Origin of the sequence: Kitasatospora sp. NPDC058115, assembly GCF_042884635.1 — a bacterium.
In the GTDB taxonomy this organism is placed as follows: domain Bacteria; phylum Actinomycetota; class Actinomycetes; order Streptomycetales; family Streptomycetaceae; genus Kitasatospora.
This window is the reverse complement of the sequence record NZ_JBHVTL010000014.1, coordinates 32,698-51,393: the sequence shown is the minus strand read 5'-3', so window position 1 is coordinate 51,393 and position 18,696 is coordinate 32,698. Positions and strand designations below refer to the sequence as shown.

General features: G+C 75.6%; 14 protein-coding genes and 1 riboswitch. Of the genes, 6 read left to right on the top strand and 8 right to left on the bottom strand.

What is annotated here, in order from left to right; translation table 11 throughout:
• Positions 1-85: 85 nt before the first annotated feature.
• The 4 genes from ACFVVL_RS16735 to ACFVVL_RS16720 form a co-directional block, all read right to left on the bottom strand.
• Positions 86-1,720 carry an alpha-amylase family glycosyl hydrolase gene (locus tag ACFVVL_RS16735; RefSeq protein ID WP_380287743.1) on the bottom strand — a complete coding sequence of 545 codons (1,635 nt, stop codon included), beginning with the start codon at positions 1,718-1,720 and terminating at the stop codon, positions 86-88.
• Positions 1,721-1,985: 265 nt separating this feature from the next.
• Positions 1,986-2,669: a bifunctional 4-hydroxy-2-oxoglutarate aldolase/2-dehydro-3-deoxy-phosphogluconate aldolase gene (locus tag ACFVVL_RS16730; RefSeq protein WP_380287742.1), complete on the bottom strand. Its 684-nt coding sequence runs from the start codon at positions 2,667-2,669 to the stop codon at positions 1,986-1,988.
• Between the two features lie 143 nt (positions 2,670-2,812).
• Entirely contained in the window at positions 2,813-4,480 is a 1,668-nt protein-coding gene (locus tag ACFVVL_RS16725; protein ID WP_387675695.1) for an amidohydrolase family protein, read from the bottom strand.
• Positions 4,480-5,841, bottom strand: a complete 1,362-nt coding sequence (locus ACFVVL_RS16720) for an amino acid deaminase (protein ID WP_387675692.1) — start codon at positions 5,839-5,841, stop codon at positions 4,480-4,482. Before ACFVVL_RS16720 ends, ACFVVL_RS16725 begins: the two co-directional genes overlap by 1 nt.
• Positions 5,842-6,022: 181 nt before the next feature.
• Here ACFVVL_RS16720 and ACFVVL_RS16715 point away from each other — a divergent pair, with 181 nt between their 5' ends.
• The 4 genes from ACFVVL_RS16715 to ACFVVL_RS16700 all read left to right on the top strand — a co-directional run bounded on the left by ACFVVL_RS16715 (position 6,023) and on the right by ACFVVL_RS16700 (position 9,313).
• Positions 6,023-7,231, top strand: a complete 1,209-nt coding sequence (locus tag ACFVVL_RS16715; RefSeq protein ID WP_380287739.1) for a sugar kinase — start codon at positions 6,023-6,025, stop codon at positions 7,229-7,231.
• Positions 7,228-7,980 (top strand): IclR family transcriptional regulator, encoded by a 753-nt coding sequence (locus ACFVVL_RS16710; RefSeq protein WP_380287738.1) that lies wholly within the window; start codon positions 7,228-7,230, stop codon positions 7,978-7,980. Before ACFVVL_RS16715 ends, ACFVVL_RS16710 begins: the two co-directional genes overlap by 4 nt.
• A 49-nt stretch (positions 7,981-8,029) precedes the next feature.
• On the top strand, positions 8,030-8,437 hold the full coding sequence (locus ACFVVL_RS16705; protein ID WP_387675687.1) for a RidA family protein: 408 nt from the start codon (positions 8,030-8,032) through the stop codon (positions 8,435-8,437).
• Between the two features lie 147 nt (positions 8,438-8,584).
• Positions 8,585-9,313 (top strand): DUF2470 domain-containing protein, encoded by a 729-nt coding sequence (locus ACFVVL_RS16700; RefSeq protein ID WP_387675682.1) that lies wholly within the window; start codon positions 8,585-8,587, stop codon positions 9,311-9,313.
• Positions 9,314-9,415: 102 nt separating this feature from the next.
• Here the strand turns inward: ACFVVL_RS16700 and ACFVVL_RS16695 are convergent, their stop codons facing one another.
• Positions 9,416-11,014, bottom strand: coding sequence for an APC family permease (locus ACFVVL_RS16695; RefSeq protein ID WP_387675679.1), 1,599 nt, complete (start codon positions 11,012-11,014; stop codon positions 9,416-9,418).
• A gap of 357 nt (positions 11,015-11,371) precedes the next feature.
• Positions 11,372-12,367: a peptidoglycan DD-metalloendopeptidase family protein gene (locus ACFVVL_RS16690; RefSeq protein WP_387675676.1), complete on the bottom strand. Its 996-nt coding sequence runs from the start codon at positions 12,365-12,367 to the stop codon at positions 11,372-11,374.
• Between the two features lie 2 nt (positions 12,368-12,369).
• Positions 12,370-12,530, bottom strand: a riboswitch (cyclic di-AMP (ydaO/yuaA leader).
• 210 nt (positions 12,531-12,740) lie between these two features.
• On the opposite strand from ACFVVL_RS16690, the gene ACFVVL_RS16685 reads away from it, so the two are divergent.
• Positions 12,741-14,369, top strand: coding sequence for an MFS transporter (locus ACFVVL_RS16685; protein WP_387675673.1), 1,629 nt, complete (start codon positions 12,741-12,743; stop codon positions 14,367-14,369).
• Positions 14,370-14,436: 67 nt separating this feature from the next.
• Here ACFVVL_RS16685 and purB read toward each other — a convergent pair whose 3' ends face one another.
• On the bottom strand, positions 14,437-15,867 hold the full coding sequence (purB, locus tag ACFVVL_RS16680) for an adenylosuccinate lyase (protein ID WP_387675670.1): 1,431 nt from the start codon (positions 15,865-15,867) through the stop codon (positions 14,437-14,439).
• 181 nt (positions 15,868-16,048) lie between these two features.
• Between purB and ACFVVL_RS16675 the strand changes: the two genes are divergently transcribed.
• On the top strand, positions 16,049-18,256 hold the full coding sequence (locus tag ACFVVL_RS16675; RefSeq protein ID WP_387676002.1) for a HelD family protein: 2,208 nt from the start codon (positions 16,049-16,051) through the stop codon (positions 18,254-18,256).
• Here the strand turns inward: ACFVVL_RS16675 and ACFVVL_RS16670 are convergent.
• Entirely contained in the window at positions 18,250-18,693 is a 444-nt protein-coding gene (locus ACFVVL_RS16670; protein ID WP_380287731.1) for a MarR family winged helix-turn-helix transcriptional regulator, read from the bottom strand. The genes ACFVVL_RS16675 and ACFVVL_RS16670 overlap by 7 nt on opposite strands.
• Positions 18,694-18,696: the final 3 nt, after the last annotated feature.

Sequence of the window (18,696 nt, the reverse complement as noted above, 5' to 3'; positions counted from 1 at the left end):
ATGCAGTCTACAACCACTTCGGGGGCGGACCGAAGTCCGCCCCCGGTGACCGAGGCCTCACACCTTCCGCGCGCCCCCGACGGCGCTACCCGAGCTCGAACACGCCGTACGAGAACCCGTCCGCCCGCAGCTCACCCTCCGCGCCGATGCGCACGCCCTGGACGTCCAGCGGCCGCGCCCGACCCGACCCGCCGGGCCCACCGGAGCCTCCCGTCCCGCCCGGCCCGCCGAACGCCACGTCCGCCGGGACGACCGCCGGCTCCCGCCGCGGGTTGACCACCACCAGGTAGCGCCCGGACCGGGTGTACACCAGCGGGTACCCGGCGTGCCGCACCTCCACCGAGCCCCGCGCGCCCAGGCCGCGGTGCGCCCGGCGCAGCGCGATCAGCCGCCGCACGGTGTGCAGCAGCGAGGTCGGATCGGCCCGCTGGGTGGCGACGTCCGGGCGGTGCGGGTCCGGGTCGACCGGCAGGTAGAGCCGGTCGGCGGGCGCGGTGGAGAAGCCCGCGTTCACTCCGGGCGCCCACTGCATCGGGGTGCGCGAGCCGGCCCGGTTGTACGTCGCGCCGAGCCCGCTGCCCTCGGTGTCCGGCAGGTCCGGCACGAAGCGCATGCCGATCTCGTCGCCGTAGTAGACCGCCGGCAGGGTCGGCCAGGTGAGCAGCAGGGCGAAGGCCGGGGCGAGCTGGTCGGCGGTGCGCGGCCCGGTGGCCAGCCGGGAGAAGTCGTGGTTGGCGGTGGGCAGGGCGATGTGCCCGGCGCCCTCGGTCAGTTCGGCCGCCGAGCGCCAGGCGTCCAGGAACACCTGCGGGGTGCCGCGCCCCTCGGCCTCGAAGTAGCACGGGCCCTGCTTCCAGTACTCCTTCACCGTCCCCGCGTTGTTGTTCCACAGCGAGCGCAGCGGCAGGCCGTCGCCCGGTCCGCCGAACTGGAGGAAGAAGTCGGCGTGGAAGCCGGCCGTGACGGCGGCGGCCGGGTCGCCCCACTCGGCGAACAGGGCGGCCTGCGGATGGTCGCGGTCGAGCCAGTCGCGCAGTTCGGTCCAGAGCTTGCCGGTCTCGACGAAGCCCGGGTCGTCCTTGACCAGCGAGGACGCCATGTCGACCCGGAAGCCCGCCACGCCGAGGCCGAGCCAGTGGGCCATGACGGCCTTCAGCGCGGCGCGGTTGGCGCGCGGGCCCTCGGCGTCCACCGGCTGGCGCCAGGGCTCGTCCGGGTTCTCGCGCGCGTAGCCGAAGTTGAGCGCCGGCTGGCAGTCGAAGAAGTTCGGCCGGTACCAGCCGGCCCGGCTGCCCGGGGAGGCGACGAAGCCCTCCAGCGGCTGTTCCGACCAGATGTAGCGGTGGTCGGAGGGGTCCTGCGCCGACGCCCGGAACCAGGGGTGCTGGTCGGAGGTGTGGCCGGCGACCAGGTCCAGCAGGATCCGGATGCCCCGCCGTCGCGCCGCGTCGACGAGGGCGGCGAGGTCGCCGGCGGTGCCGTAGCGCGGGGCGGGGGTGAAGTAGTCGGCGACGTCGTACCCCGCGTCGCGGAACGGCGAGGCGAAGCACGGGTTCAGCCAGACCGTGTCCACGCCCAGCCAGGCGAGGTGGTCGAGGTGCTCGGTGATGCCCGCGAAGTCGCCGATGCCGTCGCCGTCGGAGTCGGCGAAGGTCTGGGGGTATATCTGGTAGAGCACGGCGTCGGTCAGCCACTCGGGGCCGGGGCGGGTCGAGGTCATGGGTGGATCCTCCTGCCGGGTGCCGGGGGGCTACCGATTCTCGTCGAATCCCGGCCGCCCCAACAGCCCGGCCCGGCCACTCCCGGTGCCTCGCGACGCGGTTCCCGGAAGCAGCCCCGGGCCGTGCCGCGCGCCCTCCCGAGCCCCTTCCGCTCCCCCGCGCCCCTGGCGCCCTCCCTCTCCCCTCCCGGCCCGAGCCGGCCGGGAGGGCCGGAAGGACCGGGAAAGGAGAGGACCTGACCGGAGCCGGGCCCGGCAGCGACCGCTACCGGGCCGCGCAGGCCTCGGTGAACGCCCGTGCCCGCCGGGTGATCTCGGCCCAGTCGCCCGCCGCGACCACCTCGGGCGCCACCACGTCCGTCCCGGCGCAGACCGCGAGCGCGCCGTGCGCCAGGAACTCCGCCGCGTTGCCCGCGTTGACACCGCCGGAGGCGACCAGCGGGACGTCCGGGTACGGTCCGCGCAGGTCCTTGAAGTAGCCGGGGCCGAAGGCCCGGGCGGGGAAGATCTTCACCGCGGCGGCGCCGAGGTCGACGGCCTGGGCCACCTCGGTCGCGGTGAGCGCGCCGAGCACCACCGGGACCCGGGCCGCGTGCGCGGCGTCCGCCACCTCGGGGCGCAGACCGGGGGTGACCAGGAACGACGCGCCGACGGCGAGCCCGCTCTCGGCCTGTTCGGCGGTGAGCACGGTGCCGACCCCCACGCGGTGGCCGGCCTGCGCCGCCTTGCGCAGATGGGTCGTCACATCGGGCGTGGTGAAGGTGAATTCGGTCCAGGTGATGCCGCCCTCGGCCAGTGCCGCGCAGAGCGCGGCGGCGTCCGGTATCCGCGGGGCGCGGACGACCGCGATCACCGGCTCGGCGGCGAGCGCGGCCCGCGCCGACGCCGCCACGGCCTCGGCGGACGCCTTCCGGTTCACCGGGCGCGCGTTCGCAGGGTTGGGGTTCACAGGGCATTCATCCATTCACTCGGAACTACGGGAGCGGGCACGAACACAGGCCCGGGGGACGAGGACGAGGACGGGGACGAGGACGGGGGCAGGAACAGCACCAGCACCAGCACCGGAGACGACCGCAGGACCGGCCCCGCGCCTCACCCGGCCTCCACCCCCCGCCCGGTCCGGCGCAGCGCCCGGCCGGGCCGCGCACCGGTGACACGGCCGTGCTCGACGACGGCGGTGCCGTTCACCACGACGTGCTCGATGCCCGTGGCCGGCTGCCTGGGCTGCTCGAAGGTGGCGGTGTCCTGGACGCGTTCGGGGTCGAACAGGACGAGGTCGGCGTGATACCCGGCGGCGATCCGCCCGCGCCGGTGCAGCCGCAGCCGGGCGGCCGGGCGGCCGGTCATCCGGGCGATCGCCTCCTCCAGCGTCAGCACGCCCAACTCCCGGACGTAGCGGGCAAGGTAGCGCGGGAAGGTGCCCCAGGCGCGCGGGTGCGGCCGGGCGCCGACGAGCAGCCCGTCGCTGCCGACGGTGTGCGCGCGGTGGCGCATGATCGCCCGGACGTTCTCCTCGTGGCCGACGTGCTGGAGGATGGTGGTGGCCAGCCCGTCCCGGATCAGCAGGTCGAGGAAGACCTCGGTGCCGCTGCGGCCCTCGGCGGCGGCGAGTTCGGCGACGGTGCGGCCGACCGCGTCGGCGAGCTCGGGCGAGCCGACGCCGGAGAGCTGGATGGTGGCCCAGTCGGTGACCACGCCGTGGCAGCCGTCGCTGCCCTTCTCCTCCACCTCGTAGCGGATCCGCTCGCGCGCCGCCGGGTCGCCGAGCCGGGCCAGGGTGGCCTGCGGGCCGCCCTCGGTGGCCCAACTGGGCAGCAGGGCGGCCAGGGTGGTGGAGCCGGGCAGGTAGGGGTAGCTGTCCAGGGTGAGGTCGACGCCGTCGTCGAGCGCCCGGTCGACGAGGTCCAGCAGCTCGCCGGCCCGGCCCTGGTTGACGCCGAAGTTCATGGTGGCGTGGGTGAGGTGGAGCGGGCAGCCGGACCGCCGGGCGATCTCGACCATCTCCGCGTACCCCTCCAGCGCGCCCGCGCCGTAGGAACGCTGGTGCGGCGCGTGGAAGCCGCCGTACCCGGCGACGACCCGGCAGAGCTCGACCAGCTCCTCGGTCCCGGCGTACATCCCGGGGGTGTAGGTCAGGCCGCTGGACATGCCGACCGCGCCCTCGGCCAGGCCCTGCGCCAACAGCTCGCGCATCCGGTCGAGTTCGTCCTCGCTCGGGGCCCGGTTCTCCCAGCCCATGGCGAGCATCCGCAGCGAGCCGTGCGGCACCAGGTAGCAGGCGTTGACGGCGGGGCCGGTGCGGTCCAGCCGGTCCAGGTAGCCGCCGACGGTCCGCCAGTCCCAGTCGAAGCCGTCCGGGTCGCCGTTCCAGCCGGCGATCTGGCGGCGCAGCGCGGGCAGCGTGGTGTCGTCGACGGGCGCGTAGGACAGGCCGTCCTGGCCGAGCACCTCGCAGGTCACGCCCTGGGTGACCTTGGCCGGGTGCTCGGGTTCGCGCAGCAGGGCGAGGTCGGAGTGGGCGTGCATGTCGATGAAGCCGGGGGCGAGCACCAGCCCGTCGGCGTCCACCGTGCGGGCCGCGCCGCCCGCCGCGGCGCCCGGGTCGGCGACCTCGACGATCACCCCGTCGGCGACCCGGACGTCCGCCCGGTACCGCCCGGCGCCGGTGCCGTCGACGACCGTCGCGCCCCGGAAGACCGTGCCCCGGCCCGCCGCGGCCGGACTCGCCGCGCCCCTGCCGTCGGTCCGTGCACCGCTCATCAGAAGAACGTCCTGACCAGTCCGGTGACCTTCGGCTCGGCGGCCGAGGCGTCGTCCAGCACCGGGATCAGCGCCCACTTGTCGAAGGCGGTGCAGGGGTGCGAGATGCCGAGCCGCAGCACGGCGCCGACCGGGGCGAGGTCGCCCGCGTCGCGCAGGAAGGCGTGCTGGTCGTTGAGCGCCGTGATCCGCGCCGCCGTCCCGGCGAACTCCGCGACGCCCGCACCACCCGGCTCCGCGCCGTCCGGCCCCGCGCCGTCCGGCCCCGCACCGCCCCGCACGAGCTGCGGCTCCGGCAGCCCCTCGTCGAACGGCAGATCGCGCTTGCCCGCGTCCAGCAGCGCCAACTGAGGCTCCGGCCGGGACACCACCCTGGCCCAGCCGTGCAGCGCCGCCCGCAGGGCGCCCCGCTCGCGCCCGGCCCCGCGGCCGAGCGGCGAGATGCCCCGGTAGAAGCCGTCGTCGTGCGCGATGTACGCGCCCGAGCGCAGCACCACGAACGCCTCCGGCAGCGCGGCCAGCTCCTCGGCCACCAGGTCGAAGTAGGCGCTGCCGCCGGCCGTCACCACCGGCGCCGCCCCGTCCGCGTACCGGCCGGCGAGCCGCCCGTGCAGGTCGGCCAGCGAGCGCAGGTAGCCGCGCACCGCGCCGAGGCCGCCCTCGCTCGCGTCGTGCGCCAGCGCGCCCTCGTAGCCGCCGATGCCGGCCAGCCGGAGGGTCGGCGCGCTGCGGACGGCGTCGGCGATCTCCACCGCCGCGTCGACGGTGCGCGCCCCGGTGCGCCCGCCCGGGCCGCCGAGCTCGACCAGCATCTCGACCGGGCGCTCGGCACCGGCCGCGCGCAGCGCCCGGTCCATCAGCCGGACGCTCTCGACGGAGTCCACCCAGGAGGCGAACGCGAAGTCCGGGTCGGCGGCCAGCTCGCCCGCCAGCCAGCGCAGGCCGGCCGGGTCGAGCAGCGCGTTGGCGAGCAGCAGCCGCCGCACGCCGAAGGCCCGGGCGACCCGCAGCTGCGGCAGGTTGGCGAGGGTGATGCCGTGGCTGCCGGCCTCCAGCTGCGCCTGCCAGAGCGCGGGCGCCATGGTGGTCTTGCCATGCGGCGCGAGCGCCACGCCCGCGTCGGCGCACCAGCGGGCCATGGTGCGCAGGTTGTGGTCCAGCGCACCCGCGTCGAGGGTGAGCAGCGGGGTGCCGAGGTCGGCGAGGGCGGGCCCGGTGGCCAGGTACTGGCTGACGGTCAGGCCCGCGGCGGCCGGCGGCAGCGCTTTGAACCGCCAGTCGAGCACCTCCTCGGCCAGGGCCGCCACCGCCCGGGTGTCGAGGCCCGGGCCGGTGCCACTGCTTGCGAAGGTCTGGTCCACCGTCTTCCTCCATCTGCCATGTTGCAACATGCGCAATGAGGGTTGCACATGCTGGCAACACGGTTCTAGCATCGGCGCCGGACGAAGGTCAACGACAGCCGCCCGCCGCACGGCGGGTCAGGCAGGCTCGCCACAGCACCCCCCACCCGGCCGGGCCGCAGCACTCCGAGGAGCCCAGCAGATGCCACGCCAGGACGCCGCCGTGAGCCCGGGCACCCCACCGCCCGGCCGTCCGGCGGCCGCCCCGCCCGCCCCCGGCCCGACGCCCGCCGCCCCGGTCGCCGTCTGCGTGGGCGAGTCGATGGCCGTCCTCCTGCCGGACCGGCCCGGGCCGCTGGAGTCGGTGGAGAGCTTCCGGCTCTCGGTCGGCGGCGCCGAGTCCAACGTGGCCGGCGCGCTCGCCGCCCTGGGGGTGCCGAGCGCCTGGCTCAGCCGGGTCGGCGACGACGGCTTCGGCCGCCGCCTGCTCGGCGAACTGAGCGCCCGCGGGGTGGACGTCTCCGCGGTCGCCGTCGACCCGCACCGCCCGACCGGCCTCTACCTCAAGGAGGTCGGCGGCACCACCGGCGACCGCCACGACCTCGGCCCGGGGCGCAGCCGGCTGCACTACCACCGGCGCGGCTCGGCCGCCGCCGCCCTCTCCCCGGCCCTGCTGACGGACCCGGCCGCCGCCCGGCTGCTGGCCGGGGCCCGGCTGCTGCACCTGTCCGGCATCACCGCCGCGCTGTCCGACGACTGCCTCGCGCTGCTGCGCGCCCTGCTCGCCGACCGCCGCCCCGGCCGGCTGGTCAGCTTCGACCTCAACTGGCGCCCCGCGCTCTGGCGCGAGCGCGACCCCTCGGTGCTGCCGCCGCTGCTGGACGCCGCCGATCTGCTGCTGCTCGGCGCCGACGAGGCGGAGACCGCCTTCGGCACCGGCGACCCGCAGGAGCTGCGCCGGCGCTTCCCCTCCCCCGCGACCCTGGTGGTCAAGGACGCCGCCCGGCTGGTCACCGCGGTCGGGCGCGACGGCAGCACGGTCGGCGAACCGGCGCTGGCCGTCGAGGTGGTCGAGGCGACCGGCGCGGGGGACGCCTTCGCCGCCGGCTACCTGGCCGGCACCGTCCGCGGCCTCGACCAGCGCCGCCGCCTGCGGCTGGGCCACCTGAGCGCGGCCTGCGCGCTGACCGCCCACGGCGACCAGGCCGAGCTGCCGCCGGCCGCGGTGGTCACGGCCCTGCTCGACGCCTCGCCCGAGGACTGGGCGGCCACCCGGGTCTCGGCGGATGGCATCGTGTCTCCTGTCCTGTCCGCACCGGCCGCCCCCGCGCCCACCGCGGAGACCGCCGCCCCCGGGGGCGGTGCCGCCGACCCTCGACCGGCCGCCGCCAAGGCCCTTGGAGCACCATGAGCCAGACCGTGACCCGCGCCCTGCGCATCCTCGCCGAGCTCGGCGAGGGCGAACGTTCCCTGGACCAGCTGGCCGAGGTGCTCGGCGTGCACAAGACGACCGTGCTGCGGCTGCTCCAGTCCCTCGAAGAGGAACGATTCGTCTACCGGGACGCCGGCTACCGCTACCACCTGGGCGCCGGCCTGTTCGCCCTCTCCGGGCTGGCCCTGGAGCAGCGCGGGGTGCGCCGGATCGCCGCCCCGCACCTCGCCGAGCTCAACTCCGCCACCGGCCAGACCGTGCACCTGGCCGCGTACGAGGGCGGCGAGGTGGTCTACATCGACAAGTACGACTCCCGCCACCCGGTGCGGATGTACTCGCGGATCGGCCTGCGGGCCGCCCTGCACAGCGCCGCCGTCTCCAAGGTGCTGCTCGCCGACCTGCCCGCCCCGGAGCGGCGCCGGGTGGTGGCCGGGATCGACTTCGTCCCGCACACCCCGCGCACCCTGGCCACGCCCGAGGCGCTGCTCGCGGAGCTGGAGAAGGTCGCCGCCCAGGGCTGGGCGCAGGACCACGCCGAGCACGAGGCGTTCATCAACTGCGTGGCCGCGCCGATCCGGGACGCCAGCGGCCGGGTGGTGGCCGCCGCCTCGATCTCCGTCCCCGACGTCGTCCTGCCGTACGAGCAGGTGCTGGAACTGCTGCCGCAGCTCCTCGCCACCACCAGGGCGGTCTCCGCCGACTGCGGCCAGGTCCCGCACCACCCCTGAAGCCGATCCCCCGACCCCCGACCGCACCCCACCGAGGAAGCGAAACCGCATGAGCGACAAGACCGAGATCCGCACCGACGGCGCCCCCGCCCCGGCCTGGATGTTCTCCCAGGGCGTCCGCAAGGGCCCGATCCTCCAGGTCTCCGGCCAGGGCCCGCAGGATCCGGCCACCGGCGAGTACCTGTACCACGGCGACGTGAAGGCGCAGACCCGGCGCACCCTGGAGAACGTCAAGGCGATCGTCGAGGCGGGCGGCGCCACCATCGAGGACGTGGTGATGTTCCGCGTGTACCTCACCAAGCGCGCCGACTTCCCGCTGATGAGCGAGGTCTACGCCGCTTTCATCGAGGAGAACATCAAGCCGGGCGGCGTGAAGCCGTGCCGCACGACGATCTTCGTCGAGCTGCCGCAGGAGCCGATGCTGGTGGAGATCGACGCCCAGGCCGTCGTCGCCTGACCTCCCCCGGCACGACCCGAAGGGCCCGGACCGCGCGTCCGGGCCCTTTCGCATCCGTCCCGAAGGCGCCTTGCCCTCCCTCCCACAACTCATTAGGTTAGGCTCACCTAACCAACAGGCAGGCAGCCCGCCGGAGGTCCCGCACCCATGAGCCCGCACCCCCACGACGCCGAGACCGCCGTGCCCTCGGAGCCGAGCGCCGCCGAGCGGATCGCCGGTGTGCTCACCGCCGCCTCCTCGGTGGTCGTCCGCGCCCTCGGCGAACAGCACGAACTGACCACCCCCGTCTCGGTGCACGGCTCCCGGCTGCGGCTGCGCGCCCCGCTCGACGCCCCGCTGACCGTCGCCGCCGCCCACGGGCCGGACGGCCTCGCGGTCGTGCTCGACCTCACCGACATCGCCCCGGTGGCCGTCCGCGACCGGGTCCGCGGCCGCCTCACCCTGGCCGGCCGGCTCGACCTCGCCCACCTCGCCGACGACGGCCTCAGCGTCCACCTCCGCCTGGACGTCGCCCACGCGGTGCTCTCCACCCCGTACGGCACCACCGCGATCACCGGCGCCGACCTCGCGGCCGCCGCGCCCGATCCGCTGGCCCGCTACGAGGCCGGCCTGCTCACCCACCTCGCCGACGACCACCGGGACGCGCTCACCGTGCTCACCCGGCTGCTCGACCCGGCGCTGCTCGCCGCCCGCCCCGCCGTCCGCCCGCTCGCCCTGGACCGGTACGGCCTGGTGCTCCGCCTGGACCACCCGCACGGCCACCGCGACGTCCGCCTGGTCTTCCCCGAACCGGCCCGCGACGCCGACGAGTTCGGGCACCGGATGCACCAGCTGCTGACCGCCGCCGAGCAGGAGCTGCCCGCCGCCCGCCCCTGAACCGCCCGCCCTGACGGCCCGCCGCCGAGCCACCCGTCCCGGAACCGCCGCCGCCGAACCGCCCGTCCCTGTACCACCGCCGCCGAACCGCCCGGCGGGCCGTCAGGCACCCACCGGCTCGGCCTCCCCGGAGCGCTCCGCCGCGTCCTCCAGGACGATCCGCCCCATCCGGGCGTACCGGTCCGGCCGGCGGGCGCGCATCCACAGCGCCAGCCCGAGGCCCCCCAGGAAGGTGCCGGTCACCAGGTACGGCATCAGCCGGAAGAGCAGCGTGCCGGCGGCCGCGCCGGCCGCCGCGTCCCGGTGGACCACCAGCAGGGCCACCACCCCCGCCATGCCCACCCCGCCGGCCAGCGGCGCCACCAGCGTCCGGAACCAGTGCCGGGTCCCCGGATGGCGGCCCTGCACGTGGAACCAGCCGACCACGGCGAACGAGCAGAGCGTCTGCACGATCAGGATCGCCATCGTCCCGAGCAGCGCCAGCAGCGTGTACAGGTGCGCGTAGGGGTCCATCCCGGCCAGCAGGAACCCGGCCACCAGCGCCGCCGCGACCACCGACTGGGCCGCCGAGGCGACGTGCGGCGAGCCGTGCCGCGGATGGGTGCGCCCCAGCGCCGGGTGGACGAACCCCTCGCGCCCGATCGCGTACAGGTACCGGGCCGCGCACTGGTGGAAGGCCATCGCGCAGGCGAAGGAGCCGCTCACCACCAGCCACTGGAAGACCGTGACCGCCCAGCCGCCGAGGTGCGCGCCCAGCGGGTCGAAGAACAGGCTGTTGCCGTCCTTGCCGGGGACCGCGCCGCGGGCCACCTCCACCGCGTGCCGCGCGCCGTTGCCGGAGACGATCATCCAGGACACGAAGACGTAGAACAGCCCGACCCCGACCACCGAGATCAGCGTCGCCCTCGGCACCACCCGCTTCGGGTCGCGGGACTCCTCGCCGTACATCGCGGTGGACTCGAAGCCGACCCAGGAGCAGAACGCGAAGAACAGCCCCAGCCCCGCGCCCGCCCCTCCGCCGTCCCCGCCGTCCCCGCCGGCGCCGCCGACGCCGCGGAAGGCGTTCAGCGGATCGAGCGCCTCCCCGGCCACCAGCCCGTCCGGCCCGCCGCCGGTGACCAGCACGGCCAGCGACACGGCGCCCAGCACCGCGACCTCCAGCACCAGCGCCACCCCGAGCACCCGCGCGGTCAGGTGCAGGTCGAACCAGGCCATCACCGCGATCACCAGCAACCCGAGCCCCGCGTACCAGCCCCACGGCAGCACCACCCCCAGCTGCGCCGCGACCAGCGCGCGCAGCGCGTACGCGAAGAAGCCGAGGACGGCCGCCTCGAAGACGACGTACGCGAGCAGCGCCAGCAGCCCCGAGGCCATCCCGACCACCCGGCCCAGCCCGTGCGAGATGTAGCCGTAGAACGCCCCGGCCGCGGTGATGTGACGGGCCATCGCCACGTAGCCGACCGAGAAGACGGTGAGCACCAGGGTCGCGAACACGTAGGCGGCGGGCGCCCCGGCGCCGTTGCCCTGGCCGATGACGATCGGGAGGTTGCCGGTCATCGCGGTGATCGGCGCCGCCGTGGCGACCGCCATGAACACCACGCCCGGCAGGCCGACCGAGTCCGCCTTCAGCCGGTCCACCCCGTCCCGCCGCCCCGCGCCCGCGGTCACGTCCCCGGTCGCGTCCCCGCGCTGGATGGCCATCCGGCCCCCTTCACCTGCCGTGGCTGCGCCGCCCGCCGGAGCGGACGGGCGATGACAAGCCGACAGCATCGGCGGGCCGCACCCGGGCCCGCAAAGCGGGGTGACCCGGCGTCAGCACCGCCGGGTTGACGCCCTGTTCGAGCCGCGGGCCGGCCCGTTCGACCGGGGGACGACGACGGCCGGCCCGGATCGCGAGGGAGGTCTCGCGAACCGGGCCGGCCGGACGGGCGTGTCCCGCGCCCGTCGATCCGCTGGAGGTGCGGTGCTCACCCGGTCGAGCGGTCACCCGACATGACCATCCCGGGGGAGCCGTCTCGCCCCGCACCCAGCGGTGGCGGAGGTGATCCGACCGGAGGGTCAGATCGCGACGCCGTGCGCCCGCAGGTAGGCGATCGGGTCGATGTCCGAGCCGTACTCCGAGCCGGTGCGGATCTCGAAGTGGAGGTGCGGGCCGGTCACGTTGCCGGTCGCACCGGAGAGGCCGATCTGCTGGCCGGCGGTGACGGTCTGGCCGACCTTCACGCCGATCGAGGACAGGTGCGCGTACTGGGCGTACTTGCCGTCGGCGAGCTTGATCTCGACCTCGTTGCCGTAGGCGCCGCCGTTGCCGGCCTTCACCACGGTGCCGTTGGCGACGGCGCGCAGCGGGGTGCCGGTGGAGGCGACGAAGTCGGCGCCGGTGTGGTGGCCGGAGGACCACATCGAGCCGGCCACGCCGTAGGCGGTGCCGAGCTTCGGGTTGGCCAGCGGGGCGACGTAGCCGGAGGTGGCGGCGACGACCGGGGTCGCGGTCACCGGGGCGACGGTGGTCTGCACGGCGGGCTTGGCGGCCGGGGCGGCCGGCTTGGTCGCCGGGGCGGCCGGCTTCGCGGCCGGGGCGGCGGGCTTGGTCGCCGGGGCGGCGGGCTTGGTCGCCGGGGCGGCCGGCTTCGCGGCCTGCTTGGCGGCGGGCGCGGCCTGCTTGGCCGCCGGGGCGGCGGGCTTGGCGGCCGGGGCGGCCTTGGTGCCGAGCGCGAGCTGCTGGCCCGGGAAGATCAGGTTCGGGTTGGCGCCGACGACCGAGCGGTTGTGCTCGTACAGCGCCTGCCAGCCACCGGTGACGTTCTTGGCGTCGGCGATCTTCGACAGGGTGTCCCCGCCGACGACCTTGTAGCTCTCCTCGGCCTGGGCGGCGGGAGCGGCGGCCTGAGCGGCCGGCGCGGCCTGGGCGGCGGGCTTGGCGGCCGGAACCTCGTGCGCCTGGGCGGAGACGGTGGTCACCAGCGGGAGGGCGAAGGCGGCACCGGTGACAGCGGTGGCGATGCCGATGCGGGCGGCGCGGGGCAGGGCGATACGACGAGCCTGTGCGGGCATGGAAATGTCCTCTCCGACGCCTGCGAGGTGAGCTGTCGGGTTCGGGCTGGAGTTGCCCGGCCGCAAAAGGCGGCTTCACCCCTAGCCGGACCGCGAATTCGGGTCCGGCGACTTACCTGTGGGTCCCCCGCTCCTGCCGTACAGAGTTCGTTGCGTACCACCGGGCAGCGGCAGGACTAGGCGTTCCACCCGGTGGCCACCCGGGCTGACGCCGGGCGGTCGCTGAACTAAAACTCATCCGTTCGGGTGAAGCAATGTCGATCTCCGCGGCCCGGGACCAAAGTCCGCCCCACCGTGACGCTGCGCAGAAAAGGCATGCACAGTACGCACACAATCCATTCACCGCGCGCACGTGATCCGCAACCCTGCGCCAATGCCGGAACCAGTGCGTACACGATCACTCACGGAAAGGACATCCCCCGACACACCCCCGGTGACCCTTGTCACGTGGGCCCCGCCGGACCGACCATGGGCCGTGGCCACCTCCGAGGCCGGCACCCTGCGGTTGGGCACCGCGCAGGGTCGCTGGGTACTACTGGCGACGGTGCTCGGCTCCAGCATGGCGATGCTCGACGGGACCGTCGTGAACGTCGCGCTGCCCAGGATCGGCGCCGACCTCGGCGCCCAACTCGACGCCCTGCAATGGACACTCAACGCCTATCTGCTCACCCTGGCGGGCCTGATCCTGCTCGGCGGAGCGCTCGGCGACCGGTACGGCCGGCGCCGGGTCTTCCTGCTCGGCGTGGTCTGGTTCGCCGCCGCCTCCGCGGCCTGCGCCGCCGCGCCCACCGTCGAGGTGCTGATCGTCGCGCGCGCCGTCCAGGGCGTCGGCGGCGCGCTGCTCACCCCGGGCTCGCTGGCGATGCTCCAGGCCGTCTTCCACCCGGAGGACCGCTCGGCGGCGGTCGGACTCTGGTCCGGCCTCGGCGGGGTCTCGGCGGCGGTCGGCCCGCTGCTCGGCGGCTGGCTGGTGGACGGCCCGGGCTGGCGCTGGATCTTCCTGCTGAACCTGCCGCTGGCGGCGCTGGTGGTAGCGGTCTCCGCCCGGCACGTGCCGGAGAGCCGCGACGAGTCCGCGACCGGCCGCTTCGACGTGCTCGGCGCGGCGCTGGCCGCCCTGGCGCTGGGCGCCGTCACCTATGCGCTGACCGCCGCCGGGAAGGGCCTGTCCCCCGCGGTCTGGGTCACCGGGGCGGCGGGCCTGCTGCTCGGCGCCGCCTTCGTGGCGGTCGAGCGCCGCACCCCGGAGCCGATGCTGCCGCTGGGCCTGTTCTCCTCCCGGCTGTTCACCGCCGTCAACCTGGTCACCCTGACCGTCTACGCGGCGTTCAGCGGCGTCTTCTTCCTGCTGGTGGTGCAGCTGCAGATCGTCTCCGGGTTCTCCCCGCTGGTCTCCGGGCTGGCCCTGGTGCCGATCACCGTGATCATGCTGGTGCTGTCGGCCCGGGCGGGCCGGCTCGGCAAGCGGATCGGCCCGCGGCTGCCGCTGACCGTCGGCCCGCTGCTCTGCGCGGCGGGCGTCCTGCTGATGCTGCGGATCGGCCCCGGCGCCTCGTACTGGACGGACGTGCTGCCCGCCGTCGCCGTGATGGGCAGCGGCATGGTGCTGCTGGTCGCGCCGCTGACCGCCACCGTGCTGGCGGCGGTGGAGGTGCGTCACGCGGGCATCGCCAGCGGGGTCAACAACGCCGCCGCCCGGGCGGCCGGGCTGCTGGCGGTCGCGGCGCTGCCCGCACTGTCGGGGCTGAGCGGCGACGCCTACCAGGTGCCGGACGCGGTCGACTCCGCCTTCCGCACCTCGATGCTGATCTGTGCCGGGCTGCTGGTGGCCGGCGGGCTGACCGCGCTGGTGGCCGTCCACGGCAATGTGCTGGCCCCCGAGGACGCGCACCCGGTGGCGGAGCCGGACTGCCGCTACGCCTGCGCGACCAACGGCCCGCCGCTCGACCCCGGCCACCCGGCCCCGGTCGCGGCCGAACGCCGCGAGGGCCCCGCCGCCTGACCGGCGACGGGGCTGCGACCCGGCCGTCCGCCCGCCGGAGCGGCGGGCGGACGGGTGTGACGTTCCGTCAGAGAATGTCGCCCGGCGCGTACTTGGCGGCCTCCGGGTACGCGGCCGCGACGGCCTCGACCTGGCGGACGACCTCGGCGACCTGCGCCCCGGCCGCACCGGTGAAGGACAGCTTGTCGGCCAGCAGCGCGTCCAGCGCGGCCCGGTCCAGCGGGATCCGCTCGTCGTTCGCCAGCCGGTCCAGCAGCTCGTTCTCCCGGGCGCCGGCCCGCATCGCGAGCGCGGAGGCGACGGCGTGCTCCTTGATGACCTCGTGACCGGTCTCCCGGCCGACGCCCGCCCGCACCGCGCCCATCAGCACCTTGGTGGTGGCCAGGAACGGCAGGTAGCGGTCCAGCTCGGCCTCGATCACGGCCGGGAAGGCGCCGAACTCGTCGAGGACGGTCAGGAAGGTCTCCAGCAGGCCGTCGAAGGCGAAGAAGGCGTCCGGCAGCGCGACCCGGCGGACCACCGAGCAGGAGACGTCGCCCTCGTTCCACTGGTCGCCGGCCAGCTCGCCGGTCATCGACGCGTAGCCGCGCAGGATGACGGCCAGGCCGTTGACGCGCTCGCACGAGCGGGTGTTCATCTTGTGCGGCATCGCCGAGGAGCCGACCTGGCCCTCCTTGAAGCCCTCGGTCACCAGCTCGTGGCCGGCCATCAGGCGGATGGTCTTGGCCAGGCTGGACGGCGCGGCGGCCAGCTGGACGAGCGCGGTCAGCACCTCGAAGTCCAGCGAGCGCGGGTAGACCTGGCCCACGCTGATGAGCACGTTCTCGAAACCGAGGTGCGCGGCGACCCGGCGCTCCAGCTCGGCGAGCTTGTCGGTGTCGCCGCCGAGCAGGTCGAGCATGTCCTGCGCGGTGCCGACCGGGCCCTTGATCCCGCGCAGCGGGTAGCGGGCGATCAGCTCCTCCAGGCGGCGGAAGGCGACCAGCAGCTCGTCGGTGATCGACGCGAAGCGCTTGCCCAGGGTGGTGGCCTGCGCGGCCACGTTGTGCGAACGGCCGGCCATGACCAGCTCGGCGTGCTCGGCCGAGAGCCGGCCCAGGCGCACCAGCACGGCGACGGTGCGGTCGCGCACGTGCTCCAGCGACTGGCGGATCTGCAGCTGCTCGACGTTCTCGGTCAGATCCCGGGAGGTCATGCCCTTGTGGATCTGCTCGTGGCCGGCGAGGTCGCTGAACTCCTCGATGCGGGCCTTGACGTCGTGCCGGGTGACCCGCTCGCGGGCGGCGATGGAGGCGAGGTCGACCTGGTCGATCACCCGCTCGTAGTCGGCGACGGCGGTGGCGGGCACCTCGACACCGAGGTCCTGCTGGGCCTTCAGGACGGCGAGCCAGAGGTGGCGCTCAAGCACCACCTTGTGCTCGGGGGACCACAGCTGGGCCAGGGTCGCCGAGGCGTACCGGGAGGCCAGGACATTGGGGATCTGGGGCTTCGCGCTCACGCTTCGCAAGCCTAACAGCCGAGGTCAGCCGGAACGGCCCGGGCTCGGGTAGGCTGGGACACTTGAGCAGTCAAGGCAACGAGTCCAATAAACTCCTCACCGCAAGGATACCACACCCGTGAACGGATCTCCAGCGGTTCCCCCTCCTCCGACCGGACCGGACGCCTCCCTGGCCGAGGCCCTGCGCACCGAACAGGCCCACCTGACCAGCCTCTACGCCCAGTTGGACGCCGCCCGCGAACGCGCCCGCCGGACCCTCGCGGCGGCCGGCCGCGAAGCCGGCCCCGGCGGCACCCACCAGGCCCGGCTGGAGCGCGAGCTGCACGCCGCCGAGGCCGTCCGCCGCGCCGCCCGGCTGGAGGCCGTCGAGCGCGGACTCTGCTTCGGCCGCCTCGACCACCGCGACGGCACGGTCCGCCACATCGGCCGGATCGGCCTCACCGACGAAACGGCCGGGACGTACGAGCCGGTGCTGATCGACTGGCGCGCGCCGGCCGCCCGCCCGTTCTACACCGCCACCCCGGCCGACCCGGGCGACCTCCTCCGCCGCCGCCACCTGCGCACCAGCGGCCGCACCCTGACCGGACTGGACGACGAGGCGCTCGACCTGGCCGGCCTGGACGAGGGCGGCCGGCGCGGCCTCGTCGGCGAGGCGGCGCTGCTGGCCGCCCTCGACCGCGAGCGGACCGGCCGGATGGCCACCGTGGTCGCCACCATCCAGGCCGAGCAGGACCGGGTGATCCGCGCCCCGCTGCCCGGCGCACTGGTCGTCCAGGGCGGCCCCGGCACCGGGAAGACGGTCACCGCGCTGCACCGCGCCGCCTACCTGCTGTACACCCACCGCGCGGTCCTGGAGCGGCGCGGCGTCCTGGTGGTCGGCCCCAACCCGGCGTTCCTGCGCTACATCGACCAGGTGCTGCCCGCGCTCGGCGAGAGCGAGGTGGTGCTGAGCACCGTCGGCGAACTGTTCCCCGGCGTCCGGACCGCCGTCGAGGACGCGCCCGCCGCCGCGGTGGTCAAGGGCGGCCCGTGGATGGCGGACGCGGTGCGGCGCGCCGTCGAGGCCCACCAGCCACTGCCCGCCGGCGACCTCCTGCTCGGCGAGCACCTGCGGCTGCCGCACCGGGCCTGCGCCGAGGCCAGGACGGCCGCGCGCGGCCTGCGCCTGCCGCACAACCGGGCCCGCGGGTTCTTCCTGCGCACCCTGCTGGACGCCCTCGCGGTGGCGCAGGCGCTCTCCCTCGGCCGTCCGTACGACGAGGAGGAGGCCCGCTACGCCCCGGGCGAACTCTGGGCGCAGCCCGGGGTCCGCGCCGCACTGGACGCCCTCTGGCCGGTCCTGACACCGGGCCGGTTGATCGACCGGCTGCTCTCCGACCCCGCCCTGCTGGCGACCGCGGCCCCCGGCCTCTCCCCCGCCGAACGCTCCGCCGTGCTGCGCCCGGCCGGCACGCCGTGGACCACCGGGGACGTCCCGCTGCTGGACGAGGCCGCCGAGCTCCTCGGCGAGGACGGCGCCGCGGTCCGGGCCCGCTCCCGCGCCGCCGCACGGGCGCTGGACGAGGAACGGGCCTACGCCGAGGGCGTGCTCACCGTCACGGACCAGCACGCCGCCCTGGACGCCGGGCTGCTCGCCGAGCGCTTCCGCGACACCGGCCCGGAGCGCACCACCGCCGAGCGCGCCGCCGCCGACCGCACGTGGGCCTACGGGCACGTGGTGGTCGACGAGGCGCAGGAACTGTCCGCGATGGCCTGGCGCACCGTGCTGCGCCGGGTGCCGACCCGCTCGCTGACCATCGTCGGCGACCTCGCCCAGACCGGTTCGCCGGCCGGGGCCCGGGCGTCCTGGGCGGAGGTGCTGGACCGCGAACTGCCGGGCCGCTGGCGCGAGGAGAAGCTCACCGTCAACTACCGGACGCCGGCCGCGATCATGGCGCCGGCGGCGGCGGTGCTGCGCGCCCACGCCCCCGGCCAGGAGCCGCCGCGGGCCGTCCGGGAGACCCCAGCGCGCCCGCGGCCGGTGCCCGTTCCGGACGGCGACTACGCCGCGGCCCTGGCCGCCCTGCCCACCGGCCCCGGCACCCGCGGGGTGATCGCCCCGGACGCCCTCGCCGCCGCGCTGGGGGCGCTGACCGTCCGGGAGGCCAAGGGCCTGGAGTACGACGAGGTCGCGCTGGTCGACCCGGCCGCGCTGCTCGCCCAGGGGCCGGCGGACCTCTACGTCGCCCTCACCCGCGCGACCCGGCGCCTCACCCTGCTCCACCACACCCCGCTGCCGCCCGCCGTCGCATCGGCCCTGACGGTCCGCGGTGGTCCCGGACCGGCGGACCCGGCGGACCCGGCGGACCGGGCGGACCGGGCGGGCGGTCCCGGCGACCGGGCCTACTGACGCCCGCTGAGCACCGGCAGCACGTGCAGGCAGATCGAGTGCAGCGCGGCGCGCTGCTCGCCGCTGAGGCTCTCGAAGGCCTGGTGGGTGCGGCCCATCTCGCCGCGGATCAGCGCCAGGATCTCCCGGCCCTGCTCGCTGATGACGACGATCTTGACCCGCCGGTCGCCCGCCGAGGCCTCCCGGCGGGCCAGGCCCAGCGCCTCCAGCCGGTCGACGATGCCGGTCACGTTGGAGGCGTCACAGCCGAGCCGCCCGGCCAGCGCGCGCATCGGCACCGGCTCCTGGACGGCGCCGAGCGCCTTGGCCTGCGAGGAGGAGAGACCGTGCCGGGCGGCGGCGGCCGCGAAGTCCTGGAAGTACGCACCGCCGACGGCGGCCAGCGCCTCCATCAGCTCGGCGTTGGTCGGTACGGTCGTGGTCGTCGTCGAACCCATGGG